The organism is Ruegeria sp. SAZD013 (assembly GCF_059612525.1).
On the sequence record NZ_JBXWQT010000038.1, the window covers coordinates 79,644 to 106,003 of the forward strand.

Below are 26,360 nucleotides of genomic sequence, written 5' to 3' on the forward strand. Positions count from 1 at the left end.
AGGATTTTGAGAAGCGGTCTTCTGAATCTTCCGTCTTTTTACCGGTATCGGATGGGCTAGGCAGGCCACGCGACTCTCATGGCAGCGGATTCGTTTTGTACAGACGGATCTTGGTGCCTCCGTGGTCTACCACCGGACCGGGTGCCAGAAAAGGCAGACGGGTCGCCCGAGCCAGGGCCGGGGCGCTGGTGACCACCCCGACACGCCATCCGCGAAACCGGGTCATCAGAGACTTACCCAAGACGCCGTAGACAGAGCGCAGACGCTTTTCATCTCCAATTCGCGCCCCGTAGGGAGGGTTCACAATGACCAGCCCGGCGGGTCCCGCAGGGGGTTTGATGTCACTGACGGAAAGCTGTTGAAATCGAGTATTGGCGTTTACCTGCGCTCTCTCTGCATTGGCTGTCGCGGCTTCGATTGCTCCGGCGTTGCGGTCTGAGCCGCAGAATGTAAGAGAACATTCAGCGACGTTTGACTCGCTGCGCTTGTCTTGCCAGCGGTCAGGGTCGAAGCCCGCCAGATTTTCGAACGCAAAGCTGCGGGTCCGACCGGGGTGCAGCCCTAGGGCAATCTCGGCGGCTTCGATCACGAAAGTACCCGAGCCGCACATCGGGTCCAACACCGGTTCAGTGCCGCTAAACCCGCAGTCTCGTAGAAACATGGCTGCCATCGTTTCGCGCATTGGCGCTTTGGCAATTGCCTCTTTGTGGCCGCGCTTGTGCAAAAGCTCTCCCGAACTGTCGACCGATATGGTGCAGATGTCTTTTTCGATTCTCAGCAAGATCCTGATTTCGGCGTCGGAAGATATCGGAACACCCAGAGTTTCTGATATCGCATGCTCAATTCTCTGCCGCGCAGCACCGGCGTGATAAATTCTGGATTTGCGGCTGGTGGCCTCGACTTTGACCGGAACATTGGGCCGCAGGAACTCGCCCCACGGAAATTTGCGCGCGCGTTTGTCCAATTGGGCCAGATGCACGGCTGGAAAACTGCCCAGACGCACCAGGACCTTATTTGCGCCGCGCAAGGTCAGGTTGGCGCGCCAGACCTCGGTCCATGAGCCACGGCAGGTGACACCCCCAGGCATCGTTTTGACCTGAGCGAATCCGTTGGATTGCGCCTCGGCACCGAGGGGGGCTTCAAGACCCGGAGTGGCTACAAGAAAGATTTCGAAGTCTGTGTCTTTTTCCATTCCGGTTGCTTACACTGGAAGCTCAGCGAGCGCGACACGCAATTTTGGGCAGTTTTTTTAGCCAGCTTAATGGAAAAACTCCAAGATTTTGCGGTTTGAACTTAACTTTTGGCGGTAACAGGTTTGCGTTTACGGGCATCCGCGCGTAAAGGGTCCGTGATCAGAATTACGCCTGCGGAATTTGGACCCAATCTGACGCTTTTGCGATGGGCACCTGAAAAAACCGCGTTATTGCATGACCCCGTAAGGGTGTCAGCAAGGCTGGCGCAGGAAAGAGGCTTGGAAGAACGTAGCAGCATGCAAACTTTCAAACTGAAAAAAGGGTTGGACCTGCCGGTAGAAGGCGCTCCCGACCAAACCATTCATCCGGGTCCGGAATACTCGACCGTTGGCGTTCTGGGTGGGGATTACATTGGCCTGAAACCTAAGATGCTGGTGCAGGAAGGTGATAGTGTCGAGCGGGGTACACCGCTCTTTTGTCACAAAGATGCGCCTGACGCGATGATGGTCGCACCGGTGACTGGCAAGATTGTTGCCATCAACCGGGGTGCCCGCAGGGTGTTGCAGAGCGTCGTCATCGAAGTGTCCGACGCCAATGACACGGGCTTGGTTTTTTCGAGCGTGGGCGATGCGCATAGCGCCGAAGGCGTGACTGCAAAACTGTGCGCCGCTGGACTGTGGACCTCATTCCGCACGCGACCTTATTCGAAAATGCCGGAACCCGGTGCCAAACCGAACGCGATTTTCGTGACAGCTATGGACAGTGACCCTTTGGCGGCTGATGCCGCCACGATCATTGCCGAGGCACCTGAAGCCTTTGCCGCTGGAATGGCAGCGGTCAGCAAGCTGGCCGAAGGCAAGACCTATCTTTGCCAGAAACAAGGCGACACGATCCCCGGCGCGGATGTTGCTGGTGTCGAGGCCGCAGCGTTTTCCGGTCCACATCCATCGGGCCTGGCAGGAACCCATATTCACTTCCTCGAACCGATTGCAGGGGAAAAGCAGGTCTGGACCATCGGTTATCAAGACGTCATCGCGATTGGTCGCTTAATGCAGACCGGGCATCTGGACCCGAGTGTTGTGATCGCCTTGACCGGACCCGGTGCGCGTCAGCCGCGCTTGATCCGCACCGTGATGGGCGCCTCCACGGACGACTTGACACGGGATGAGGTAAATGTGGACGGAACGCCCCGCATTATCTCGGGTTCGATCCTGTCGGGTAAACATGCCGACGGACCAACCGCATATCTGGGGAGGTTTGCCCGTCAAATCTGTATCATCCGAGAGGATCACGATCAGATTCCGATGGGCTGGATCCGACCAATGCCTTCCAAGTATTCCGTCCAGCCTGTATTGGGCTCGTCCTTTTCCAGGAAACTCTATGCTTTTACGTCCAACCTGAACGGTGGCCGCCGTGCAATGGTGCCAACAGGCGTGTTCGAAGAGTTGATGCCGCAGGATTACCTGCCCACACAATTGCTTCGGGCCTTGCTGGTGATGGATACGGATACGGCTCAGGCACTGGGTGCGCTTGAACTGGACGAAGAGGATCTGGGCCTTGTGGGCTTTGCCTGTCCGGCGAAATACGAATACGGGCTGGCACTGCGCGACTGCCTGAACAAGATTGAAAAGGAGGGCTGATCCGAATGGGATTGCGTAACTTCTTTGACCGGATCGAGCCGAACTTTACCAAGGGCGGCAAGTACGAGAAGCTTTTTCCGATCTACGAGATGGTGGAAAGCTTCATCTACACTCCGAAAACCGTAACCACCGTTGCTCCTCATGCGCGGTCTTATGTAGATATGAAGCGGATCATGACATATGTCGTGATTGCCACTATTCCTTGCATCCTGTGGGGAATGTGGAACACCGGTTATCAGGCAAATTCGGCCATTGCCGCGCTTGGCCCAGAGTCGGCAACCGGCTGGCGAATTGCAATTCTTCAGGTTTTTGGCATTTCGCTTAGTCCGGACAGCATCTTTGCCAATGTCATGCACGGGCTCATGTACTTCCTGCCGATCTATGTCGTCACGTTGGTGGCAGGCGGTATTTTCGAGGTCATTTTCGCAACGGTCCGCGGGCATGAGGTGAATGAAGGCTTTCTTGTCACTTCGATGCTTTACGCCCTGATCATGCCAGCAACTACGCCTCTGTGGCAGGTTGCCCTGGGAATTATTTTTGGTGTCGTGATCGGCAAAGAGGTTTTCGGCGGCACTGGTAAGAACTTCCTCAACCCTGCCTTGGTGGGGCGGGCGTTTTTGTATTTTGCCTATCCCGCGCAGATGTCGGGCGATGCCGTGTGGACCCCGGTCGACGGGTTTTCCGGTGCGACGGCTCTGGCTGTGTCGGCTGCCGAAGGCTATCAGGCGCTGGCCGCTGACGGTATCACCTGGTGGAGCGCGTTTTATGGCACCATCCAAGGCAGTATAGGGGAAACCTCGACGCTGGCCTGCATCATCGGTCTAGCCTTCCTGCTGATCACCAAGATCGCCAACTATCGGCTGATTGTGGGATGTCTGGCAGGCACAATTGCGTTCACCTGGCTGCTGAACCTGATCGGGTCCGAGACGAACCCGATGTTCGCTATGCCCTGGTACTGGCATGTCGTATTGGGTGGTTACGCCTTTGGTCTGGCTTTCATGGTGACCGAGCCGGTCTCGGCCAGCCACACCAATGCCGGTCGCTATGTCTATGGCGCCCTGATTGGTGTCATGGTTGTGTTAATACGTGTGATCAACCCAGCCTTTCCCGAAGGTATGATGCTGGCCATACTGTTCGGCAACGTCTTTGCACCGCTGATCGATTATTTTGTCGTTCAGGCCAACATCAAACGGAGGGCGCGTCGCCATGTCTGATACGCAATCCCCTGAACGCAAGGGCGCGATTGCCCGGTTTCTGGCGGCCTCACCAGATTCAGTTGGCAAAACGATCTTTATTGCTGTTGCGGTCTGTCTCGTTGCCTCGATGATCGTGTCGGCCGCCGCGGTCAGCCTGCGCCCGGTGCAGGAGGCCAACAAGCTGAAGGACAAGCAGGTCAATATCCTGCAGGTGGCGGGGGTGTATGAACCCGGCGTCAATGTCACCGAAGCATTTGCCGCATTCGAGCCGCATGTGCTGGACCTGGCAACGGGCGATTTTGTGGACGATCAGTTCGAGCCGGCCACCTTTGACGATTTGGCCGCTGCCGGCGATCCGGACCTGAGCGTCGCGCTTGACGACGATCCCGCAGGCATTGGTCGCAAGGCAAAGTATCGGGTCATCTATCTGCTGCGCGACGACAGCGGAGCGTTGGACAAGGTGATCCTGCCGCTGCATGGCTATGGGTTGTGGTCTACGCTCTACGGCTTCATCGCGCTGGAAAAGAACGGCAACGACATTTTCGGCCTGCAATTCTATCAGCATGGTGAGACACCGGGTTTGGGTGCTGAGGTGGACAACCCGCGCTGGAAGACGTTGTGGAACGGCAAGAAGCTGCGCGACGACGCGGGAGTGTTGCAGATCACCGTCGCCAAGTCGCAGCCTGCGGCCGGGCCCGACTATTACATCGACGCCCTGGCAGGTGCGACCCTGACCACTGTCGGTGTCGACAACCTGGTGAGATTCTGGATGGGCGATGCGGGTTACGCGCCGTTCCTGGCCAAACTGCAAGCAGGAGAGATCTGATGTCGCAGACCAAGAAAGAGCTGTTGGTCGACCCCCTTGTCGACAACAACCCGATCACCCTGCAGGTGCTGGGCATCTGTTCAGCTTTGGCGGTGACTTCGTCGTTGCAGGTGGCCTTTGTCATGGCGCTGGCGGTGACCTTTGTGACTGCGTTTTCGTCGATGTTCATTTCGATTTTGCGCAATCAGATTCCCGGTTCGATCCGAATCATCGTGCAGATGGTGATCATCGCCTCGCTAGTGATTTTGGTGGATCAGATCCTCAAGGCTTATGCCTTTCAGATTTCCAAGACCCTGTCGGTGTTTGTCGGCCTGATTATCACCAACTGTATCGTTATGGGCCGAGCCGAGGCATTCGCCATGAAAAACCCGCCGGTAGCGTCGTTCATCGACGGTTTTGGCAACGGCATGGGCTATGGCCTGATCCTGATGCTGGTGGGCATTATCCGGGAGTTGTTTGGATCGGGCAGCCTGTTTGGCGTGACAATCCTGCAAACGGTCAATAATGGCGGTTGGTACGTACCCAACGGCCTGTTGCTGCTGCCACCTTCGGCGTTTTTCGTGATCGGCCTGCTGATCTGGGCTTTCCGCACGTGGAAGCCGAACCAGGTCGAAGAACGTGAATACAAAATCCAGCAGGTAGAGGCGCACTGATGGAAGGGCTTATCTCTCTGGCCGTGAAGGCCGTCTTTATCGAAAACCTTGCGCTCAGCTTTTTCCTTGGCATGTGTACCTTCATCGCCGTGTCGAAAAAGATTTCGACTGCCATCGGCCTGGGAATATCGGTCATGGTGGTGCAGGCCATCACCGTGCCCGCCAACAACCTGTTGCTGTCCTTCCTGCTGAAACCGGGCGCATTGGCATGGGCCGGGTTCCCGGATGTGGATCTGACCTTTCTCGGGCTGATTTCCTATATCGGCGTGATCGCAGCGATGGTTCAGATCCTCGAAATGATTCTCGATAAGTATTTCCCGCCGCTCTACAACGCGCTGGGGATCTTCCTGCCTTTGATCACTGTGAACTGTGCCATTCTAGGTGGTTCGCTGTTCATGGTCGAACGGGATTATAACTTTGCCGAGGCGACCACCTATGGCATCTCATCCGGCTTCGGTTGGGCGTTGGCGATCACCGCGATGGCGGGCGTGCGCGAAAAGCTCAAATACTCGGATGTGCCGGACGGGCTTCAGGGGCTGGGCATCACCTTTATCACCGCCGGGCTGATGGCGATGGCCTTTATGTCCTTCTCAGGCGTGAAACTGTAAGGGGGGCGAGAGAATGGAAACCTTTTCGCTCGGCGTTGTCCTGTTCACCCTGATTGTTCTGGCGCTGGTGGCCATCATTATGGCTGCTCGGTCAAAGTTGGTGTCAACCGGCAACGTCAACATCACCATCAACGGTGAAAAGACTATCTCGGTTCCGGCGGGTGGCAAACTGCTGCAAACATTGGCGGCCGAAAAACTGTTTGTTCCGTCAGCCTGCGGTGGTGGTGGTACCTGTGCCCAGTGCCGCGTGAAAGTGCATTCGGGTGGCGGTTCGATCCTGCCGACCGAAGAAAGTCACATTACAAAGCGCGAAGCCTCCTGTGGCGACCGTCTGTCCTGTCAGGTGGCGGTCAAGCAGGACATGGAAATCGAAGTTCCAGAAGAGGTCTTCGGCGTCAAGAAATGGGAATGCACCGTTCGCTCGAACGACAACGTTGCGACCTTTATCAAGGCCCTTACTCTGGACCTGCCCGAAGGAGAGGACGTGAAATTCCGTGCCGGGGGCTACATCCAGATCGAAGCGCCCGCTCATCAGTTGAAATACACCGATTTCGACGTGCAGGAAGAATACCGCGAGGATTGGGATCGCTTCAATCTGTGGCAATATGAGTCGGTTGTGACACAACCGATCGAACGCGCCTATTCGATGGCCAACTATCCGGATGAAAAGGGCATGATCATGCTTAACGTCCGGGTAGCTTCACCGCCTCCGGGCTCAGAAGGAATTCCGCCGGGCCAGATGTCGTCCTACATCTTCAACCTGAAGCCGGGCGATAAAGTTACTATTTCGGGTCCATTTGGCGAGTTTTTCGCGCGTGAAACCAAGAAGGAAATGGTCTTCATCGGTGGTGGCGCCGGCATGGCACCGATGCGCAGCCACATCTTTGACCAGCTCAAACGCCTTGAGAACCGTGACCGCAAGATCAGTTTTTGGTACGGCGCACGATCCAAGAAAGAGATGTTCTTTGTCGAGGACTTCGATCAGCTGGCGGAAGAGTTCGACAATTTCGAATGGCACGTCGCTCTGTCAGACGCCCAGCCCGAGGATGAATGGAAAGGCTATACCGGCTTCATCCACAACGTTCTGTTCGAAGAATACCTCAAGAACCACCCGGCACCTGAGGATTGCGAATACTACATGTGTGGACCGCCAATCATGAACCAGTCGGTTATCAACATGCTGCTGGATCTGGGCGTGGATCGAGAAGATATCATGCTCGACGATTTTGGTGGGTAAATAATGAAACCGGCGCTGAGTGCGCCGGTTTTTTCATTCCGGCACCAGGTCGACCTATTTTCCGTAATAGTCCCGATACCAGGCGACGAATTGGGCAATGCCGTCCTTCAAGTCGGTCTGCGGGCGATAATTCGTCAGCTGCTGCAACAGCCGATTGTCAGCCCAGGTGGCATGAACATCGCCCATCTGCATTGGCATGAAGTTTTTGACCGCTTTCTGGCCAACAGCCTCTTCGATGGCTTCTATGAAATCCATCAGACGCACCTTGTCTCCGTTGCCAATGTTGACGATGCGGTACGGTGCAACTGGCGACAAGCTGTCACCGTCTTCGATATCCGCGCGGCTGATCGGGCGAACCGGTGGAACATCGATCAGCAACCTGATCCCGCGCACAAGGTCTTCTACATGCGTGAAGTCGCGATACATATCGCCATGATTGTAGATGTCTATTGGTCTGCCATCCAGTATCGCAGCGACGAACTTGAAATAGGCCAGATCGGGGCGCCCCCAAGTGCCGTAAACGGTGAAAAACCGAAACATCGTGGTCGGCAAATCCCACAGATGGGCATAGGAATGCCCCATCGCCTCATTCGCCTTTTTGGTGGCGGAATAGATCGTCAGTTGGGTGTCGGCTTTTTCTGTTTCGATGAACGGCATGTCTTCGTTTGCACCGTAGATCGATGAGGTCGACGCCATCAAAAGATGTTCCACCTTATGCTGACGCGCAATTTCCATCACATTGAACGTGCCCACAACGTTCGACTCGATATAGCTGCGGGGATATTCAAGGCTGTGCCGCACGCCAGCCTGCGCGGCCAGATGTACGATGACATCGGGCTGAAACTCCTCAGCGACCTGCACAAGCCGATCAAAGTTTTCCAAACGGTCTTCAGTTGCCGTAAATCCTGAGGTTTGAAGCAGTATCTGATGTCGACGCTGTTTCAGGGTCACATCATAATAGTCGGTCATCCCGTCGTAGCCGTGTACCTGAAACCCTTCTGCCAAAAGCAACTTGGCCAGATGGAATCCGATGAACCCGGCAGAACCTGTAATCAATACTCGTTTCATAAAACCCTCAGAACTCACTGCAAATTCATCGCTGGCTGGAAGGCTGATCCTATCATCAGATCAACTGCTTGCGAACATCCTGCGGGCATATCGGACAATCTAAGGCTCGTGGTCAACACTTTGCCTATTCAAACAGTTGTTGATTGCGACCACCGAGCGGGGCGGGTAGGGATCAAATGCCATGATGAAAGACTGGATCAGACGGCGGTTCCAATCCGCGGCGAGGGAAAGCTCCAATGCGATGCCATGCGACGTGGCACCAGCAGAAAAAGTGACAGCTGTCGGCGATATTCACGGTCGTCTTGATCTGCTTCAGGCGGTTTTGCCACGACTCGACGATCAAAGCCCGCTGGTTTTTCTGGGCGATTACATCGACCGGGGGGCATACAGCGCGCAGGTACTGCGGCATTTGCATCACCTGAGTGAAGCGTCAGACGGGCGGGTGCAATGCCTGCTTGGCAATCACGAAGAGATGCTGCTGCAATTTGCAAACGACCCGGAACGATACGCCAGGCTTTGGTTTCATAACGGAGGAGCGGAAACTTTGGCATCTTTCGGTCTCGAATGTCCCGACGAGTTGGACGGTGGCAAGCATCTGCCTGAACTGGCAGAGCGTCTGCGGCATAAGATGGGCGACAGCTTGCTGGACTGGCTTGCAAATCTGCCGCTGACCTGGACCAGCGGCAACGTCACCTTTGTCCACGCGGCGCTTGATCCGCGGCAATCCATTCAATCCCAGGATCGCCAAATCTGTCTATGGGGTCATCCGATGTTTCCACGGCTTGCACGCAGCGACGCGCAATGGGTTGTACACGGTCATACAATTGTAAACCAACCCCGGGTTAAAAACCGGGTTGTGTCGATTGATACCGGTGCCTTTGCCTCGGGCAGATTAACTGCCGTTGAAATAGACGGCGGTAGCATCGGGTTTCTTTCAACCGGTTGAAACTAGCCTACGATCATCTGCTTCATGCGAAGCGCTTCATACTCCAATTCCCTCAGGCGGAAATGCACTACGTCACCGATAGTGATGACACCGCACAAATTGCCATCACGCAGAACCGGCATATGGCGGAAACGTCCCTCGGTCATAGTCTTCAGCACGTCATTCAGCGTATCCTCGGGCATGCAGGCTTTTACATCCCTGGTCATCAGGTCTTCGACCGACTGTGGCAGGGTCTGTCCCGGCGTATCGGCCATGCGCCTCACGATGTCGCGTTCCGACAAAATTCCTTTCAATGCCCCGTTCTGATCGGTCACCAGAACAGCACCAATTCGCTTGTCCTTGAGCGTGTTCACCACCGAATGGATGGTATCATTAGGTCGCACCGAGAACACCGCATCCCCTTTACCCTCAAGCAGTTTGGCCACGGTCGTCTGCGAATGCGACAGGTTTGATTCCGCTGATTGGCTGTAGGTTGTCTTGTCAGCCTTGTCACCGCGCGACGGCGACTGATAAGAAGTTGGGGCCATGAGCAATCTCCTTATGGTTCTTGCAAAGTCTTTCCCTTTCACTTTAGCGCAGCTAAACGACCTGTATAGGGTGCAATTGCACGAGTTGGCCAAACGCAGGTCAGCAGAGGGAGCTTAAGCCTTTGAATGAACTCTATCTTACGCCCCCGGTTGCCGCGCTGATCTTCTTTGCGGCTGTTGTGTGCGGTCACAACTTTCGTATGGCGTGGAAGCAACAGAAGCCCGGGTGGCGGAAACGCGCGTGGTTGTTCGGAATTCCGGCTGGAACTGGTCTTCTGCTGTTGGGTTTCCTTCCATTGAAACTGTAATGCCAATTTGACTCTGGCGGGGACCGCTGTCATATGCCGGGCAAAGAATGTCCCGGAGAACGCCCAATGCGTCTTTTGCCCGTACTGGCCTTTTTCACCCTTCTTTCAGGCTGTCTTTTTGACAAGGAACCCGAAGAAGTTCGTCTGTCCGGCGAGACAATGGGCACGACCTACAATATCACCGCAATTGGCGAGGACCTTGACAAAGACGCACTGGCCGCGGCCGTCAGTGATAAGTTGGCAGCAGTGAATGCCAAGATGTCCAACTGGGATCCGAACTCGGAAGTTTCTGTTTTTTCCGCATCGACCAGCACAGATCCGATGCCTGTGTCCAACGAACTCGCGCTGGTTCTTTCGGCAGCGAACGAAGTGCACTCGAAATCCGGTGGCATTTTCGACGTAACCCTCGGCCCTCTGATCGAACTTTGGGGTTTTGGCCCACGCAAGCCCGAAGACCCGGTGCCATCAGATGCGGATATCAACGCCGCGCTGAATGGTGTAGGTCAAGAACGCCTGCTAGCGCTCGATACGGATGCTGGTACGCTTGCCAAGTCAAACGCCAGTGTAGGCATTAACCTGTCCGCGATTGCAAAAGGCTATGGAATTGACGCTGTTGCGGAAACCTTGCAGGCCGCTGGGATCGAAAACTATCTGGTTGAAATTGGCGGCGATCTTGTGGCCAAAGGTAAGAATGACAAGGGCGAAGCGTGGCTCATTGGTATCGAGAAACCTGAAACGGGTTCGCAAACCATCCAGTTGATCATTTCTTTGGATGACAGGGGCATGGCCAGTTCGGGCGATTACAGGAATTTCTTTGAAAAAGATGGTGTGCGATATTCGCATATCATCGATCCGACAACAGGCCGTCCGATTACGCACCGCACCACTTCGGTCACCGTGCTGGCCGAAAACGCGATGATGGCCGATGCCTGGGCAACAGCCATGCTGGCCTTGGGGCAGGAAAAAGGGCTAGCTCTGGCAGAAGAGCATAAACTTGCAGTGTATTTCATCTCGCGGGATGTGACAGGCGGCGAAGATGCCTATATCACTGCCCATAGCACAGCGTTCAAAGACGCGCTGGGATCGAACTGACTGTTGGAGCTGAGATGAGTACCTTTATTCTGGCCTTCATTCTTCTCGCTCTCGTCATGGTGGGCATGTCATTGGGTGTCATGCTGATGGGCAAGACCATCAAAGGCAGCTGCGGTGGTCTAAACGCGATCTCGGGCGCGGATAAATGCGTTGTTTGCCAAAAAGACATCGACCCTGACAGCCCACTGCGCGACAAGCTGCAATGCAAACGTGCCAAGAAGATGCTGGAGCAAATGGACCGCCAGGCCTGACGCAGGTTTTGCTTCGCTCTGCGGATAGAAATGGCTAACTAGGTCCTCGTGACTTGTGGGGAAGGGCGTCAACTTGGCCAAGGCAAGAAACATCCTGTTCATCATGTTCGACCAGCTGCGATGGGATTATCTGAGCTGTTACGGCCATCCGCATCTGCATACCCCAAATATCGATCGTCTGGCAGCCAAAGGCGTGCGCTTCAACCGCGCCTATATCCAATCACCGATCTGCGGCAGCTCCCGCATGTCCACTTATACCGGGCGCTATGTGCATTCTCACGGGGCGTCGTGGAACGGAATTCCGTTGAAAGTCGGTGAGATTACAATGGGCGATCACCTGCGTAAGGCGGGGATGGATTGCTGGCTGGTTGGCAAAACTCATATGCGTGCAGATGCCGAAGGGATGGCGAGGTTGGGCTTGGAGCCTGACAGCCTGATCGGGGCCCGCGTCGCCGAATGTGGGTTCGACGTGTACGAACGGGATGACGGTATGCTGCCCGAAGGTCCGGATGGGTATTATGACCCGGAAGGGGCAAAGGAATACAACAAATTCCTAAAGGCCAAAGGGTATGAGAGCGACAATCCCTGGCATGACTTTGCCAATTCCGGGCTGGATGCGAATGGCAACGTTCTGTCAGGCTGGTTTCTGAAGAATTCACCCGAAGCCGCTAATATTGCCGAGGAAGACAGCGAAACGCCCTATCTGACCGGTCGCGGGATAGAGTTCATGGAAACGCATGATGGCCCGTGGTGCTGTCATCTGAGTTTTATCAAGCCGCATTGGCCGTACATCGTACCGGACCCATACGCCTCGATGTATGGACCGGAACATGTGCTGCCTGTGGTGCGATCCGAGGCGGAACGTCAGAATGCGCATCCCGTGCTTAAAGCCTTCATGGACACAAAGATCGGCCAGACCTTTTCGCGGCAGGACGTACGTGAGGCGGTTATCCCAGCCTATATGGGGCTGATCAAGCAAGCAGATGACCAGATGGGCCGCCTGTTGGACTGGATGGAGAGAACCGGGCGGATGGAAAACACGATGATCGTGTTGACATCAGACCATGGTGATTTTCTGGGCGATCACTGGATGGGGGAAAAGACCTTCTTCCACAACGCCTCCACCAGGGTGCCGTTGATCATCTATGACCCGTCGCCCGAGGCGGACGCGACACGCGGTACCGTCAGCGATGCGCTTGTGGAATCCATCGACCTTGCACCGACCTTTGTCGATGCGGCTGGCGGGGAAGTGGCGACGCATATTCTGGAAGGTCACTCCCTGTTGCCTATTCTCTATGGGGAGAGGGACGCATTGCCACGCGATGTGGTGATCTGCGAATATGACTACTCGGCTTCACCAATCGCAAATGTTTTGGACGTGTCGGTCCGCGATGCGGTGATGTTCATGGCCGCAAGCAAGAAATGGAAACTGATCCATTGTGAAGGTGGGTACCGGCCAATCCTGTTCGATCTGGAAAACGACCCTGATGAGTTGAACGATCTGGGTGACAGCGCGGAACATGCCGGTGTAATCGCTGAAATGTACGAGCACCTGTTCGCCTGGACGCGGCGGGCGTCACAGCGCACAACCCGGTCCGAGCAGCAATTGATTGAAATGCGAACCAAAAGTCGGGGCAGGGGTGTTGTTCTGGGCGTTTATGATGAAAACGATGCGCCGTTGGACCTGACCGTCAAATACCGCAATCGCAAGGCGCGCCCATTCCGGTGCTATCTAAAAGACTAACACACTCTGTGTCGGTTAAAATTGTTCATCATTGCAAAGGTGGTTCACCCGTTGAAGTCCAAAGGATAGAAGGTGACCCAAGAGCAGAAAACGGAGTACATCAATGGCCACCCCCAAACCTGTTGTCCTGTGCATTCTTGATGGTTGGGGCCTGTCCGAGGACACAAAAGCCAACGCACCCTATCTGGCAAACACGCCGACGTTTGACGCGATCCTGTCTGAGTGTCCGCATTCAACCCTGATCACCCACGGCCCCGATGTGGGTCTGCCAAGCGGACAGATGGGAAATTCAGAGGTCGGGCACACCAATATCGGTGCAGGGCGTGTGGTCGCCATGGATCTGGGCCAGATTGATCTTTCCATTGAAGACCGGACTTTCTTCGAAAACGAAGCGCTGCAAGCTTTCATCGCCAGCGTCAAATCCGCTGGCGGCACTGCGCATCTGATGGGGTTGATCTCGGATGGTGGGGTGCATGGTCATCTGAACCATATCGTTGCCGCAACCACTGCCATAACGGATGCCGGTGTCCCGGTTGCACTACATGCAGTGACGGACGGGCGTGATGTCGCGCCAAGGTCAGCTCTGACTTACATCGCTGAGTTGGAAGAACGCTTGCCCGAAAACGCACGCATCGTCACCGTAAGCGGGCGGTACTTTGCCATGGATCGCGACAATCGCTGGGAGCGTGTCAGTGAAGCGTATGCTGCAATGGTCAACGGGCAGGGCCGAACAGCAAGCAGTGCCCATGGCGCGGTTGATCACGCCTATAACCAGTCCGAATCTGACGAGTTCGTCACACCAACCGTATTGACGGGGTATGACGGTATTAACGATGGCGATGGTTTCTTTTGCCTGAACTTTCGCGCCGACCGTGCCCGTGAAATTCTGCGCGCCATCGGAGAGCCAGGATTTTCCGAGTTTGCGACAGGACCGCGCCCGAAGCTTTCAGCACTGCTGGGCATGGTCGAGTACTCCGATGGACATAATGCTTACATGACCACGGTTTTTCCAAAGCGCTCGATTGTGAATACGCTGGGCGAATGGGTCGCCAAGCAAGGGCTTCGGCAGTTTAGACTAGCTGAAACCGAGAAGTACCCGCATGTTACGTTCTTTCTGAATGGCGGTAAGGAGACGCCCGAACTAGGCGAGGATCGCTTTATGCCGAGCTCGCCGAAAGTGGCGACCTACGATCTACAGCCCGAAATGTCGGCCGCAGAGGTTACGGCGAAATTTATCGAAGCCATCGAAGGAGGGTATGACTTGATTGTTACAAATTATGCCAATCCCGATATGGTTGGTCATACAGGTGATTTGAATGCTGCGATCAAAGCGTGTGAAGCCGTCGATCAGGGGTTGGCGCAAGTCATTGCGGCTCTTGAAAAGGTCAAGGGAGCGATGATTATCACGGCCGATCACGGTAATTGCGAAGTCATGGTCGATCCTGTGACCGGCGGCCCGCACACGGCCCATACGCTCAATCCTGTTCCCGTGGCGCTGTTTGGCGGGCCTGAAGGTGCGAAATTGCGCCAAGGACGTTTGTCCGATCTTGCCCCGACCCTGCTTGAGCTGATGGGATTGCCGAAACCGCCGGAAATGACCGGGGAAAGCCTGCTGTCATGAAAATGGCTGCTCTGGCAGTGTGTCTGTTTTTAGCCTTGCCGGCACTGGCCCAGCCAGACGCCTCCAAGGCCGCTTTGGACGCAGCGCAGATGCTCGAACAGGCGTCCATCGCGTTATCCGAGGCCGAAAGCGCCCGGGACCGGGTCCATGCTCTTACGGAGACGATCCATGCCTATGAGGCCGGGTTGGGCGCGATGCGGGTGGGATTGCGCCAAGCGGCAACCCGCGAGGCGCAATTGAGTGCCGAATTGAGGGCGCGCGAAAAGGAAATCCGGCGATTGCTTGGTGTTCTGCAAACCATTGAAACGACCGAACCACCCGTCTTGATGTTACATCCGTCCGGCCCGTTGGGGGCGGCCCGTGCAGGTATTATACTGTCCGAGGTCACCCCTGGCCTGAACGCCAGCGCGCAGGAACTGGCGCAGGACCTGAATGAAGTGCAGACATTGCGTGTCTTGCAGAAAAAGGCCTCGGAAACTTTGACAGAGGGTCTAACGGGCGTTCAGGAGGCCCGTACCCGTCTGAGCGAGGCAATCGCCGACCGCACGGATTTGCCCCGCCGTTTCGTGGAAGACCCGGTGCGTACGGCCATTTTGATCTCGTCGACCGAAACACTGGATGGCTTTGCAAGTGGTCTGTCCGAGATCTCGGAGGGAGAGATCCTCGACAGCAATGCCAGTGTCTTGGACAGGAAAGGCCGGATATCAATGCCGGTACAGGGAATCTTGCTGCACAAGGCCGGTGAAACGGACGCCGCCGGTGTCACGCGCCCCGGCCTGATTGTGGGTACACGCCCGCGCGCCTTGGTCACCTCGCCCACCGCGGCGACAATTCGCTATCGCGGGCCGCTGCTGGACCTGGGGAACCTAATCATCCTTGAGCCTCAATCGGGTCTTTTGTTCGTATTTTCCGGTTTGCAGGAGGTCTATGGCCAGCCAGGTCAGGTGATCCCGGAGGGCACACCGGTTGGCCTGATGCCCGGTGAAATGCCGGAAATCGGCGCAATTTTGTCAACAAGCAGTGATGGCACTGGAACTGACCGCTCAGAAACGCTCTATATAGAGGTAAGAGAAGATAATCGCCCCGTGGACCCGGAATCGTGGTTTCGGACCGACAAGGATGGATAAACGCGTATGAAGAAATTTGTGGTGGCCGGTCTGGCTGGAACTGTGGCAGGTATTCTTGCAACAACTCAGATCGCAGGACCCCTGCTGGCGCAGGAGGCCGAGAACAAGGCAAGCGTCTATGAACAGCTGGATTTGTTCGGCGACATTTTTGAACGTATCCGTGCACAGTATGTCGAAGAGGTTGAGCCCGAAGAACTGATCGAGGCGGCGATTGACGGCATGTTGACATCACTTGATCCGCATTCGAGTTATCTTTCTCCTGACGATGCCGAACAAATGCGCGTGCAGACCCGGGGCGAGTTTGGTGGGTTGGGTATCGAAGTCACGCAGGAAGAAGGCTTTGTAAAAGTCGTCTCACCCATTGACGATACCCCCGCCGACGCAGCCGGAATCGAAGCCGGGGATTTCATTACCCATGTGGACGGTGAAAGCATTCTGGGCCTGACGCTGGACAAAGCGGTTGACCTGATGCGCGGCCCGGTCGGGTCCGAAATTATCATCACCGTCGTACGTGAGGGTGAACCTGATCCCTTCGACGTCACTATTATCCGTGACACAATCAAGTTGACCGCTGTGCGCGCACGGACCGAAGGCACCAGTGTCGTGCTGCGTGTAACCACGTTCAACGACCAGACCTTCCCGAACCTGAAAGAAGGCTTGCAGGAGCAGATTGCCGAAGCAGGTGGCATCGACAAGGTGAACGGCTTTGTTCTGGACCTGCGCAACAACCCAGGCGGCCTGTTGACTCAGGCGATCAAAGTGTCGGACGCGTTCCTGAACGAAGGCGAAATCGTTTCTACGCGCGGCCGCGATCCGAACGAAGGTGAGCGGTTCAATGCAACCCCCGGGGATCTGGCCGAAGGCAAGCCGATTGTGGTGCTGATCAATGGCGGCTCGGCCTCGGCGTCCGAGATTGTGGCCGGTGCGTTGCAGGATCATCGCCGCGCTATCGTCGTTGGCACCAAGAGCTTTGGTAAAGGATCCGTGCAGACGGTCATGCCACTGCGCGGTGACGGTGCCATGCGCCTGACCACATCGCGCTATTACACGCCATCAGGACGCTCGATCCAGGCCCTTGGCGTCAGTCCAGACATCATTGTTGAGCAGCCTCGCCCGGCACCTGCACAAGAAGAGGATGAGAGTAATGTGCGGACCCGGTCCGAAGCTGACCTGCGCGGCAGCCTGAACAATGACAGCCTGAGCGAGGATGAAGTTCGCCAGATTGAGGAAGATCGCGCTAGGGCCGAAGCCACGGCCGAGCTGCGGAAAGAGGATTATCAACTAGCATATGCCATAGACATCCTTAAAGGCTTGTCAGCGTTCACCCCGCACGGGCCGTCCCAATAACCAAACCAATGGGCCGCGTACAACGCGGCCCTTTTCTTTCTGGCTCGCGGGATATTATTTCATCATCCAGCAGCTCAATACGCAGGCACCGCGCTTAGTGCACATAACTGAATGGATCATCGGACTTCGCAAGCGTTTCAGCCGTCTCCTCGGCTTACCCGTCGGAAAGCGCGTTTCAGCATATCCAGCTCCGCGCGCAAAAGATCCACTTCAGCCCTGAGATCATCGGCGGCTGGTTCACCTGCAATAATGGAGAAACTCCCAAGTTTCTCAACGCCGTCTGCGTCGACTATGACGAAGCTGTGCACGCCTTCGGACAGGGCTGTCACGGGTACCGGAACATTCAGGTCCCATCCGTTGTCTGCGGGCGAAAGCTCAACTCCCTCCAGTGCTTTCCCCAGATATCGAACCTCCAATCCCGGTTGCCGCTCGGCCTCAACATAACCGTGCCAAATACCGTTTTCGAACCGAATGAAGGTCAGGGATGTTTGTGTCATCTTTGATCGTCTCACAAGTCGGCGCGATGGAAACGGCAAAACGTAAGGTCTCGTACACTCATACGGTTCATTTCCGGTTTTTCGAAAATTAGATCCAGCCAGATCTTTTCGATCCTGCGTTCATTCAGGGGCAGGTGAGCCAAGTCAAACTCAACTGCGTTCACGGCGTCAGAAGGGTTCAGTTGCCGCAAAACCTGCTCCATATTGGGTCCGTGCTGAACATTGAGACGTGCGAACACACCCGATGGTTTTTCGCAGTCAATCAGGGTTTCTAACCGGATCAGATGCTCGCGTGTCAGGTCGCGGGCGGCCTCACGCGGCAAGTCGATCGATACCGACAGGAACGAACCCTCGAAACCAAAGACCTCGACCTCCAGACTGAACGGAGCCAGATCACTTGCTCCCCGGTTGCGGATTTGCCGCACGACGATTTCGGTCAATGGGCAGTCGTGAAACAAGCTGACCTGATCGTCCATAACCGTTCTACGGGGAACAGAGGCCATGCCGGATTGCAACAACGGCGCGCGCCAAAGTCCGGGCCGCCAGCTCCAGTCGGTGCCGACAGGCCGGTGAAACTGAGTTGATCCTATTTTCGGACGGAGCAGGCGCGCATCCGCCAGTTGGATCAGGCGATCCAGTTGCCCACGCAGACTGCGTGCCTGATCGCGTTTCAATCGCAACTCGGCTTGCGCCGAATCTGGCGCCTGCCGCACAGCCCGGCTCCAGCGGCCGAGCGTCCGGCGATGAATATAGCGATCCAGAATCCTGCGCATGGTCTCTTCGTCCGATAATGTCCTTCTTTAGTCAAAGAAATGAGTAGGAATAAACCCGCAATCACAAAAACACTACTTGAGCGCTACGTTTTCAGGTTGGTGGGTAAGCGTAAAAAAGATAGGTGCCGGATTGGGGGGCTGATGCCGTCAATTCTTGCAATACGTCGGGTCAGTGCTTACCGTCTGTTTCCTAAAAATGGGTTACCCCAGAACAGCCAAACATCAGTTCAGCTATCGATAAGGCCAGGCTATGGAGCCCACATTATTTTCTTTTATTTGGAAGTATTCGAAAAAACAGCAACTTGTCCTGTTGCTGCTAACGGTCCTGTCCTTCCCTTTTCTATATGCATCGCTGGAGCTGCCTAAACAAATCATCAATGACGCTATTGGTGCGCCGGGCGACACGGTGACAGTCTGGGGCATCACAGTGTCTCAAGTTCAGTATCTGATGATACTGTGCTTTCTATTTCTGGCCACTGTGATCGCCAGTGGTTTGATGAAGATGCGCATCAATACGATGAAAGGCATCTTGTCCGAACGTATGCTGCGCCGTCTTCGCTATACCCTGATTCAACGCTCGATGCGGTTCCCAAAGTCCTATTTCGCGACCACCAGCCAAGGAGAGCTGGTCTCGATGATCACATCCGAGGCCGAGCCGATGGGCGGCTTGATGGGGGATGCGATTGCGCAACCGGTGTTTCAGTTCGGCCAAATGATGACAATCGTCACCTTTCTGTTCATGCAAAGCCTCTGGTTTGGTCTGGCAAGCATCGCGCTGATCCCGCTTCAGGCCTGGTTGATCCCCAAGTTGCAACGCCAGATCAATTTGCTGAACAAGGACCGTATTCAGGAGGTTCGGCGCCTGAGCTCGGAAATCGGGGAAAGCGCGGCGGGCATCAGCGACCTGCGCACGAATGGCGGCTGGCGGTATCGTCTGGCACAGTTCAGCCATAGGCTGGGAACCTTGTTCGAGATCCGGTTCAAGATCTACAAAAAGAAATTCTTTATGAAGTTCCTGAACAATCTGATCACTCAGATGACGCCTTTTTTGTTTTATTCGGTGGGCGGATACCTGGCGATCACGGGCGAGGTGACAGTAGGTGCATTGGTTGCCGCGTTGGGCGCGTACAAAGACCTTAGCGGGCCCTGGAAAGACCTTCTGACCTACTACAACCAGGTACAGGATATGTCCCTGCGATGGGAAGTGGTTACTGAAAGATTTGCCCCGGACAACATGATTCCCGAAGAGCTGTTCATCGGTGAGCCGGAAACCATTCCGCATCTGACCGGTGATATCGAATTGCGCAATGTGACCGTACGCGATGGCGATGGCAAAACCATTCTAGAGGATATTGATCTGACTATCCCACGTGGCGCGCGTGTGGCGATTCAATCCACCCATGCGTCGGAACGCAGTGCATTGGGCCAGTTGCTGACCCGCGAGGTTCTGCCTGTTCAGGGCGATGTGATCATAGCTGGCCACAGGCTGGACGAATTGCACCAATCAGTTATCGCGGCCCGGATCGGTTATGCCTATTCACGCCCGTATCTGTTTGACGGGACTTTGGGCGATAACCTCATGATGTCATTGCGCACCCATCCACAGCACGAGGCAGATGCCATAAGAACCCCGTCCCGTCGTCAGATCGAGTCTGTTCGGGCCGGTAACCCACCAGACTCGCTGGAAGATGAGTGGATCGATCCGGGACTGGCCGGTCTGGACGATATTGATGGAATACGTGATTGGTGGTTCCAACTGGTGGAAGCCATGGGGATTGACGAGTTCATGTTCCGGCGCACTCTGCGCACCCAGTTTGATCCAGAGATACACCCGATACTGGCACAGGAAATAGTCAGGCTGAGAGACTCCATCGCTGAACGGTTGAAGGCAAAAGGACTGGATCGGTATGTTTATCGGTTCGATCCCAACCAGTTCAACCCGGCTGTCCCGCTTGGGGGAAACCTGTTGTTCGCGGCACCGTCGCGCGACATCTCTCCAGACATTCTGGCTGGCGACGCGCGGTTTGTACAATTGCTCAGCACCCATGATCTTGCAGATGACGCGATCAGCATATCGAATGCCGTCATGGATACTCTTGGCAAGACATTTGGGCGGGATGGGGCTGACCATCCCCTGTTTCTGCGGCTTGGCATGTCCAAGGACATGTATCATCGGCTGCTTGACATCCAGGACCGGCGCAAAGCCAAAGGGAATGCTGCGCTGAGCGATCAGGAGCGCGCCTTGCTACTGACAGTGCCTTTCCTTCTGACCGCAGAACAGATCGGTCCTGATTTCCCAGAGGAATACAAGGAAAAAATCCTTGCTATCCGCAAGACCCAGGCTGAACGGTTGCGTGGTGCAATGGACGGTTTGTTCATGTCTGTGGCGCCTGACATCTATGTGCCGCGCCTGACCGTGATGGAAAACGCGATCTATGGCCGGATATCTTTGATGGCAGGTGCCCATGCCGAAGATATCGAAGACATCGTTGCAGAGGCCATGAACGAAGCCGGTCTGCGCCGTCGAGCAGCGGCCATTATTTATGACCTTCCGTCCGGGCTGGGCGGCAACAACCTTCCAACCGTGTTTCAGGAGCGTGCCGCTTTTTCGCGCGCAGGCATCAAACGCCCCGACATTCTGATCCTGGACAAGGCGTTGGCCAGCCACGACTCGGAAAGCCGGTTGCGCACGCGCCTGAAACTGCGGGAGTTGCTGCCCGATTCCATCATGATTTTCATGGAGGATCATTTTGCGCACCCCGAAGCCTATGACTTGTTTGTAGAAATAAAGGATGGACGGATCGACGGCGTCTCGCGGAGCAGGCCAGCGCATGAGGACAGCACTTCGGACGATCTGAGCCGGAAACTCGAGATCCTGTCAGCAACGCAGCTGTTTTCTGGCTTGGATGGCAGAAACCAGCGGCTGCTGGCGTTTTCGGCGCAATGGTACGAGGCCAGCGCCGGACAAGTCATCTTTTCCCGCGGTCAGGCGCCGGATGCGGCCTATTTGTGCATTTCAGGACAGGCCAAACTGGATTGGTCCAACGAGGATGGAACGAAACGGACAATCTCGATCATAGAACCCGGACGGCTCATCGGCGACCTGTCCATCATTACAGGGGAACCACGGCAGCTGGATCTGGTCGCGACGGAAGATAGCAGCTTCTTGCGTATCGGCGCAGAAGAGCTGCGTGCCGTTGTTGAAAGCGATGCTTCGGTCGCTATGCAGTTGCTGCAGACGGTTGCAGGGTATCTGACGACGCTCTCGAACAGGATCAGCGTGGCCCAGAACGCCGAAGACATGTTTCCGCCCGTGACAGATGAAACGGCGCAGGAAGGTATTGGTAAGAATGCCTAGAGCGTATTCGGCTCATGCGCGTTTGGTCGAAACAGCCCGCGCCAGACCCGAACTCTGGCGTCTTTTGCTTGGGCTGGCATTGATCGCCGCGCTGGTCAGCGTTTTGAACCTGGTGTTTTTTACCGTGATCACGGGGTTGGGCCCAGCGAAGTGGGGTCAGGAACTTTTGCAAGGCAACACACCTTTGGCGCTGCTTCTGATGCTGGCCAGTTTCGGGTTCATCATTCTTGGCGTGGCAGTGGCCGCGCGTCAGCTTCAGCACCGATCTTTGCGATCAATTTTTGGCCAACGGGGTCTGGTTGCGGCCCAATTTCTGAAAGTGCTGAAAGCCCTGCTTATCTTGGGCGCCGTCGGTGTCTTGCTGCCGCCCTACGGCTTGGGGGAATCTCTGTCAAAGAATCTGCCATTTTCAACTTGGCTCTTGTTGCTTCCGGTCTCGGTATTGGTTGTCCTGATTCAGACCAGCGCCGAAGAAGTTCTGTTTCGAGGGTACATTCAGCAAGCTCTTGCAGCCAGGTTTCAATCGCCCGTCATTTGGATGGGGGTTCCGTCTGTTTTGTTTGCCGCCGGCCACTACACACCGGAACTGGCAGGAGAAAATGCAATTCTGTTTGTGCTTTGGGCATTAATATTTGGGTTGTTTGCATCCGATCTCACAGCGCGATCAGGCACATTGGGGCCAGCTATCGCCTTGCATTTCTTCAATAACATCATCGCATTATTGTTCATTTCTTTGCCAGATAACTTGAGTGGGCTGGCGCTTTTCTCGCTTCCGTTCGATGCATCTGACGCCGAACGGCTTCGTCCCTGGCTGATGGTGGATTTGGCTGTGATGTTCGTATGCTGGCTGGCAGCGCGGCTTGCGCTCAGGCGTTGATTGCATTTCTTCCCGTGGCGTCTTATTTGACGTCAACACCGCACAAGCCAAGGTTCCGACATGAACTGGATCACAAACTACGTCCGCCCCCGGATCAACTCGATCTTCTCTCGCCGCGAAGTGCCCGAAAACCTCTGGCATAAATGTGACGAGTGCGGAACGATGCTGTTTCATCGTGAACTTGCGGAAAATCAGAACGTCTGTACCCAATGTGACCATCACATGGCGATTACCCCACGCGAGCGATTCAATCACCTGTTCGACGGCGGTATTTTCACTGAGGTTGCAGTGCCAGCCCCCAAAGACGATCCCTTGCATTTCCGCGACCAGAAGAAATATCCCGAGCGTATGCGAGCGGCGCAGAAAAAGACCGGCGAAAAAGAGGCGATGCTGGTTGTCAAAGGAGAAATCGGGCGCACGCCTATCGTTGCAGCAGCGCAGGATTTTTCCTTCATGGGCGGATCAATGGGCATGTATGTGGGCAACGCGATCATCGCGGCCGCTCAAGAAGCGGTTAAGCTAAAGCGCCCACTGATCCTGTTCTCGGCAGCTGGTGGTGCGCGGATGCAGGAAGGCATACTCAGCCTGATGCAAATGCCGCGCACAACCGTAGCCGTCGAAATGCTGAAAGAAGCGAATTTGCCCTATATCGTTGTGCTGACCCATCCCACCACCGGTGGTGTGACGGCGTCATATGCGATGTTGGGCGATGTCCACATCTCTGAACCGAACGCGTTGATCTGCTTTGCCGGTCCCCGAGTTATCGAGCAGACGATTCGCGAAAAGTTGCCCGACGGCTTCCAGCGGGCCGAGTACCTGCTGGATCACGGGATGCTGGACCGTGTCACCAAACGTACCGAGATGCGCGACGAACTGATCACCATCACCCGGATGCTGATGAACCAACCGCCGGCGATCAAAGGTGATCTGCCAGCACCGATCCCGGATGAAACGGCCAAGGTCGCGCAGGCCGAAGAGACCGGAAAAAAATGAACACCAAGACATCTGACGCCATCCTCGACCGGATGATGGCGCTGCACCCCAAGATCATTGATTTGACCTTGGACCGCGTCTGGCGATTGCTGGCCGCTTTGGACAACCCGCAGCTCAAGCTGCCTCCAGTTATCCATATTGCCGGAACCAACGGTAAAGGCTCGACCCAGGCCATGATCCGGGCGGGCTTGGAAGGGGCAGGGCGTTCCGTTCATGCCTACACTTCGCCCCATCTAGCGCGATTTCACGAACGTATCCGGTTGGCGGGCGAACTGATTTCGGAACCCGGCCTGACCGCGGTTCTGGATGAGTGCTACGCGGCGAATGGCGGCGAGAACATCACGTATTTCGAGATCACAACCTGCGCCGCCTTGCTGGCCTTCTCTCGCTGCAAAGCAGATTACACTCTGCTCGAGGTCGGTCTGGGCGGACGGCTTGACGCGACAAATGTGATTGATGAACCGGCGGTGACAGTCATTACGCCGGTTTCAATCGATCATGAACAGTATCTGGGCGACACCCTGGGAAAGATTGCCGCCGAAAAGGCGGGCATTATCAAACCTGGTGTGCCATGCATCGTCGGCCCGCAAGAAGACGAGGCGCTGGAGGTGATCGAGTACACAGCCGCCCGGTTGGGCGCACCGCTGCTTGTACATGGCCAGCATTGGCACGTTCATGAAGAAAACGGGCGCTTGATCTATCAGGACGAAACCGGGCTGCGTGATCTGCCGCTACCCAACCTGCTGGGTGCACATCAGTTCCAGAATGCCGGTGCCGCCTTAGCGGTTCTGCGTCATCTTTCAATGGGTGACGCGGCCTACGAGGCTGCCGTATCCAATGCCGATTGGCCTGCGCGTATGCAACGTCTCAAAACTGGCCCGCTGACCGAGCAAGCCCCTCAGGTCGAACTGTGGCTGGATGGAGGGCATAACGCGGCCGCAGGTATCGCGCTGGCCGATGTGCTGGCGAAAATGCCGCAACGTCCCACGCATTTAATCTGCGGTATGCTCAACACGAAAGACGTGACTGGGTATCTCGCGCCACTGTCCAGACAGGTTGCAAGTCTGACTGCCGTCTCCATACCGGGCGAGGCGGCCACGCTCAGCGCCGATGAAACCGCCGCCGCCGCCGCCAAAGTTGGCTTGCCCTCTTCGGTCGCTGCAAGCGTTTCGGATGCGTTGAAGGCAATCACGGATCAAGACCCACAGGCGCGTGTCCTGATCTGCGGCTCCCTTTATCTTGCCGGAAACATCCTGCGAGAAAACGGTTAAGCTTCATCTTTTCGCAAATACTCCGGGGGAGGCGTGCGCAGCGCGACGGGGGCAGAGCCCCCTACTTCCCCCAGTTCTGGTCCTGCATTTCCCGCAGGCGCGACGCAGTACGCTCAAACTCAAAGGTGCCTTCACCTTCGACATACAACATCTCGGGCTCTGCCGCAGCCGAGCAGATCAACCGAACTTTTGCCTCGTAGAGCGCATCAATCAGGATGACAAAGCGCTTGGCTTCGTTGAAGTTATTTCTCGACAGACGGGGGATGTCCTCAAGCACCAGCACTTTAATTGCTTCTGCGATAGCCAGATAGTCTGCCGGTCCCAGCATCCGGCCGCACAGGTCATAGAACGAAGCCCGTGCAACACCATTGCGAAATGCGGGCAGTTCGACAGCGCGGCCTTTGACCTGCAATATCAACGGATCGGCAGGACCGCCTGCAAGATCTTTCCAGACATCCCGTATTTTCTGCCGCGCTTCGGGCCCGATGGGTGTAAAATAGACCGGAGCACCCTCTAGTCTGTTCTGACGGTAATCCGTGGGCGATACCAGTTCCCATACCTGCAACTGGTCTTTGATATGGGCAATAAAAGGCAAGAATAATTGCCGGTTCAACCCATCCTTATACAGCTCGTCCGGATGCCTGTTCGACGTGGTCACAACAACAACGCCACCCTCGTGCAGCAGGTCAAACAAGCGGCCAACGATCATCGCATCCGTAATGTCAGTGATCTGCATCTCGTCGAAGGCCAGCAGGCGGACGGATTTCACAACCTCTCTCGCCACAGGTGCCAGAGCATCTTCGACGTTCTCTTTTCGGGCCTTGTGCATTCCGGCATGGATTTCCTGCATGAAGGCATGAAAGTGAACGCGCCGTGCGGGGACTTCACCCAGCGTGTCGACGAACATGTCCATCAGCATCGATTTACCACGTCCGACGCCGCCCCATAGGTACAGGCCTTTGGGCGTTGGCGGAGCCTTGCGGAAAAACCCTCGTTTTACCGGCTCGGCCAGTGCCGCGCGGATGCGATCAAACTGGGGCAAAACGGCTTCTTGAGCGTCGTCGCGCGTCAGAGTTCCATCCGCAACGCGGGCTTCGTAAAGCGAAATCAGATCCGTCATGACCCAGAGCCTTACCCGTGACCCAGCGCGTTGAAAAGATGCCATTTCCCTGACGTATCAAAATTGCTTATTCGTGACCGCAAATCT

23 protein-coding genes are annotated in these 26,360 nt (G+C 55.7%); 17 read left to right on the top strand and 6 right to left on the bottom strand.

The genetic code is table 11. The features are described from left to right. Positions 1–76 precede the first annotated feature (76 nt). The gene (locus tag AC2FLU_RS18945; protein ID WP_480554908.1) at positions 77–1,192 is read right to left on the bottom strand and encodes a THUMP domain-containing class I SAM-dependent RNA methyltransferase; all 1,116 of its coding nucleotides are present in this window, start codon (positions 1,190–1,192) and stop codon (positions 77–79) included. A 297-nt stretch (positions 1,193–1,489) separates the two neighbouring features. On the opposite strand from AC2FLU_RS18945, the gene AC2FLU_RS18950 reads away from it, so the two are divergent. From AC2FLU_RS18950 to nqrF, 6 genes are read left to right on the top strand one after another with little or no spacing between them, the layout of a single operon-like run. After that, positions 1,490–2,833 (top strand): Na(+)-translocating NADH-quinone reductase subunit A, encoded by a 1,344-nt coding sequence (locus AC2FLU_RS18950; protein WP_480605687.1) that lies wholly within the window; start codon positions 1,490–1,492, stop codon positions 2,831–2,833. Between the two features lie 5 nt (positions 2,834–2,838). Beyond that, positions 2,839–4,047 (top strand): NADH:ubiquinone reductase (Na(+)-transporting) subunit B, encoded by a 1,209-nt coding sequence (locus AC2FLU_RS18955; RefSeq protein ID WP_480477168.1) that lies wholly within the window; start codon positions 2,839–2,841, stop codon positions 4,045–4,047. Beyond that, on the top strand, positions 4,040–4,855 hold the full coding sequence (locus tag AC2FLU_RS18960; RefSeq protein ID WP_480519882.1) for a Na(+)-translocating NADH-quinone reductase subunit C: 816 nt from the start codon (positions 4,040–4,042) through the stop codon (positions 4,853–4,855). The genes AC2FLU_RS18955 and AC2FLU_RS18960 overlap by 8 nt, the downstream gene beginning before the upstream one ends. Beyond that, complete coding sequence (locus AC2FLU_RS18965; RefSeq protein WP_480477172.1) at positions 4,855–5,508, top strand: NADH:ubiquinone reductase (Na(+)-transporting) subunit D; 654 nt, start codon at positions 4,855–4,857, stop codon at positions 5,506–5,508. Before AC2FLU_RS18960 ends, AC2FLU_RS18965 begins: the two co-directional genes overlap by 1 nt. Continuing rightward, positions 5,508–6,116 carry an NADH:ubiquinone reductase (Na(+)-transporting) subunit E gene (nqrE, locus tag AC2FLU_RS18970; RefSeq protein ID WP_209507136.1) on the top strand — a complete coding sequence of 203 codons (609 nt, stop codon included), beginning with the start codon at positions 5,508–5,510 and terminating at the stop codon, positions 6,114–6,116. Before AC2FLU_RS18965 ends, nqrE begins: the two co-directional genes overlap by 1 nt. Positions 6,117–6,129: 13 nt before the next feature. Further along, positions 6,130–7,353, top strand: coding sequence for an NADH:ubiquinone reductase (Na(+)-transporting) subunit F (gene nqrF, locus AC2FLU_RS18975; RefSeq protein ID WP_480477174.1), 1,224 nt, complete (start codon positions 6,130–6,132; stop codon positions 7,351–7,353). A 54-nt stretch (positions 7,354–7,407) separates the two neighbouring features. Here the strand turns inward: nqrF and AC2FLU_RS18980 are convergent, their stop codons facing one another. Beyond that, a complete protein-coding gene (locus AC2FLU_RS18980; RefSeq protein WP_480519886.1) occupies positions 7,408–8,421 on the bottom strand; it encodes an NAD-dependent epimerase/dehydratase family protein in 1,014 nt (337 codons plus the stop codon). Positions 8,422–8,602: 181 nt separating this feature from the next. On the opposite strand from AC2FLU_RS18980, the gene AC2FLU_RS18985 reads away from it, so the two are divergent. After that, positions 8,603–9,367, top strand: a complete 765-nt coding sequence (locus AC2FLU_RS18985; protein ID WP_480519888.1) for a metallophosphoesterase family protein — start codon at positions 8,603–8,605, stop codon at positions 9,365–9,367. A 2-nt stretch (positions 9,368–9,369) separates the two neighbouring features. Here AC2FLU_RS18985 and AC2FLU_RS18990 read toward each other — a convergent pair whose 3' ends face one another. Continuing rightward, positions 9,370–9,894 (bottom strand): CBS domain-containing protein, encoded by a 525-nt coding sequence (locus tag AC2FLU_RS18990; RefSeq protein WP_480477180.1) that lies wholly within the window; start codon positions 9,892–9,894, stop codon positions 9,370–9,372. 374 nt (positions 9,895–10,268) lie between these two features. Here AC2FLU_RS18990 and AC2FLU_RS18995 point away from each other — a divergent pair, with 374 nt between their 5' ends. The 6 genes from AC2FLU_RS18995 (at position 10,269) to AC2FLU_RS19020 (ending at position 17,384) form a co-directional block, all read left to right on the top strand. After that, positions 10,269–11,294: an FAD:protein FMN transferase gene (locus AC2FLU_RS18995; RefSeq protein WP_480554915.1), complete on the top strand. Its 1,026-nt coding sequence runs from the start codon at positions 10,269–10,271 to the stop codon at positions 11,292–11,294. A gap of 14 nt (positions 11,295–11,308) precedes the next feature. Further along, positions 11,309–11,545 carry a (Na+)-NQR maturation NqrM gene (gene nqrM / locus AC2FLU_RS19000; protein WP_267366293.1) on the top strand — a complete coding sequence of 79 codons (237 nt, stop codon included), beginning with the start codon at positions 11,309–11,311 and terminating at the stop codon, positions 11,543–11,545. A 73-nt stretch (positions 11,546–11,618) separates the two neighbouring features. Beyond that, on the top strand, positions 11,619–13,289 hold the full coding sequence (locus AC2FLU_RS19005) for a sulfatase-like hydrolase/transferase (protein ID WP_496809403.1): 1,671 nt from the start codon (positions 11,619–11,621) through the stop codon (positions 13,287–13,289). A 103-nt stretch (positions 13,290–13,392) separates the two neighbouring features. Continuing rightward, a complete protein-coding gene (gene gpmI, locus AC2FLU_RS19010; RefSeq protein ID WP_480554918.1) occupies positions 13,393–14,910 on the top strand; it encodes a 2,3-bisphosphoglycerate-independent phosphoglycerate mutase in 1,518 nt (505 codons plus the stop codon). Continuing rightward, a complete protein-coding gene (locus AC2FLU_RS19015; RefSeq protein ID WP_480554919.1) occupies positions 14,907–16,037 on the top strand; it encodes a murein hydrolase activator EnvC family protein in 1,131 nt (376 codons plus the stop codon). Before gpmI ends, AC2FLU_RS19015 begins: the two co-directional genes overlap by 4 nt. Before the next feature lie 6 nt (positions 16,038–16,043). Then, on the top strand, positions 16,044–17,384 hold the full coding sequence (locus AC2FLU_RS19020; protein WP_480494176.1) for a S41 family peptidase: 1,341 nt from the start codon (positions 16,044–16,046) through the stop codon (positions 17,382–17,384). A gap of 137 nt (positions 17,385–17,521) precedes the next feature. Here the strand turns inward: AC2FLU_RS19020 and AC2FLU_RS19025 are convergent, their stop codons facing one another. Both AC2FLU_RS19025 and AC2FLU_RS19030 read right to left on the bottom strand, forming a co-directional pair. After that, positions 17,522–17,881, bottom strand: coding sequence for a hypothetical protein (locus tag AC2FLU_RS19025; protein WP_480554921.1), 360 nt, complete (start codon positions 17,879–17,881; stop codon positions 17,522–17,524). Positions 17,882–17,892: 11 nt separating this feature from the next. Then, entirely contained in the window at positions 17,893–18,654 is a 762-nt protein-coding gene (locus AC2FLU_RS19030) for a DUF6478 family protein (protein ID WP_480477194.1), read from the bottom strand. A 250-nt stretch (positions 18,655–18,904) separates the two neighbouring features. Here AC2FLU_RS19030 and AC2FLU_RS19035 point away from each other — a divergent pair, with 250 nt between their 5' ends. Genes AC2FLU_RS19035 through AC2FLU_RS19050 form a run of 4 tightly spaced genes read left to right on the top strand, consistent with a single transcriptional unit; the run spans position 18,905 to position 25,153 of the window. Further along, positions 18,905–22,012, top strand: a complete 3,108-nt coding sequence (locus AC2FLU_RS19035; protein WP_480519904.1) for an ABC transporter transmembrane domain-containing protein — start codon at positions 18,905–18,907, stop codon at positions 22,010–22,012. Continuing rightward, complete coding sequence (locus AC2FLU_RS19040; RefSeq protein ID WP_496716461.1) at positions 22,005–22,889, top strand: CPBP family intramembrane glutamic endopeptidase; 885 nt, start codon at positions 22,005–22,007, stop codon at positions 22,887–22,889. The genes AC2FLU_RS19035 and AC2FLU_RS19040 overlap by 8 nt, the downstream gene beginning before the upstream one ends. 60 nt (positions 22,890–22,949) lie before the next feature. Further along, positions 22,950–23,882 carry an acetyl-CoA carboxylase, carboxyltransferase subunit beta gene (accD, locus tag AC2FLU_RS19045; RefSeq protein ID WP_496812079.1) on the top strand — a complete coding sequence of 311 codons (933 nt, stop codon included), beginning with the start codon at positions 22,950–22,952 and terminating at the stop codon, positions 23,880–23,882. Beyond that, positions 23,879–25,153, top strand: a complete 1,275-nt coding sequence (locus AC2FLU_RS19050) for a bifunctional folylpolyglutamate synthase/dihydrofolate synthase (protein WP_480519908.1) — start codon at positions 23,879–23,881, stop codon at positions 25,151–25,153. Before accD ends, AC2FLU_RS19050 begins: the two co-directional genes overlap by 4 nt. Positions 25,154–25,214: 61 nt before the next feature. Here AC2FLU_RS19050 and zapE read toward each other — a convergent pair whose 3' ends face one another. After that, on the bottom strand, positions 25,215–26,273 hold the full coding sequence (gene zapE, locus AC2FLU_RS19055) for a cell division protein ZapE (protein WP_480519910.1): 1,059 nt from the start codon (positions 26,271–26,273) through the stop codon (positions 25,215–25,217). Between the last annotated feature and the right edge of the window lie 87 nt (positions 26,274–26,360).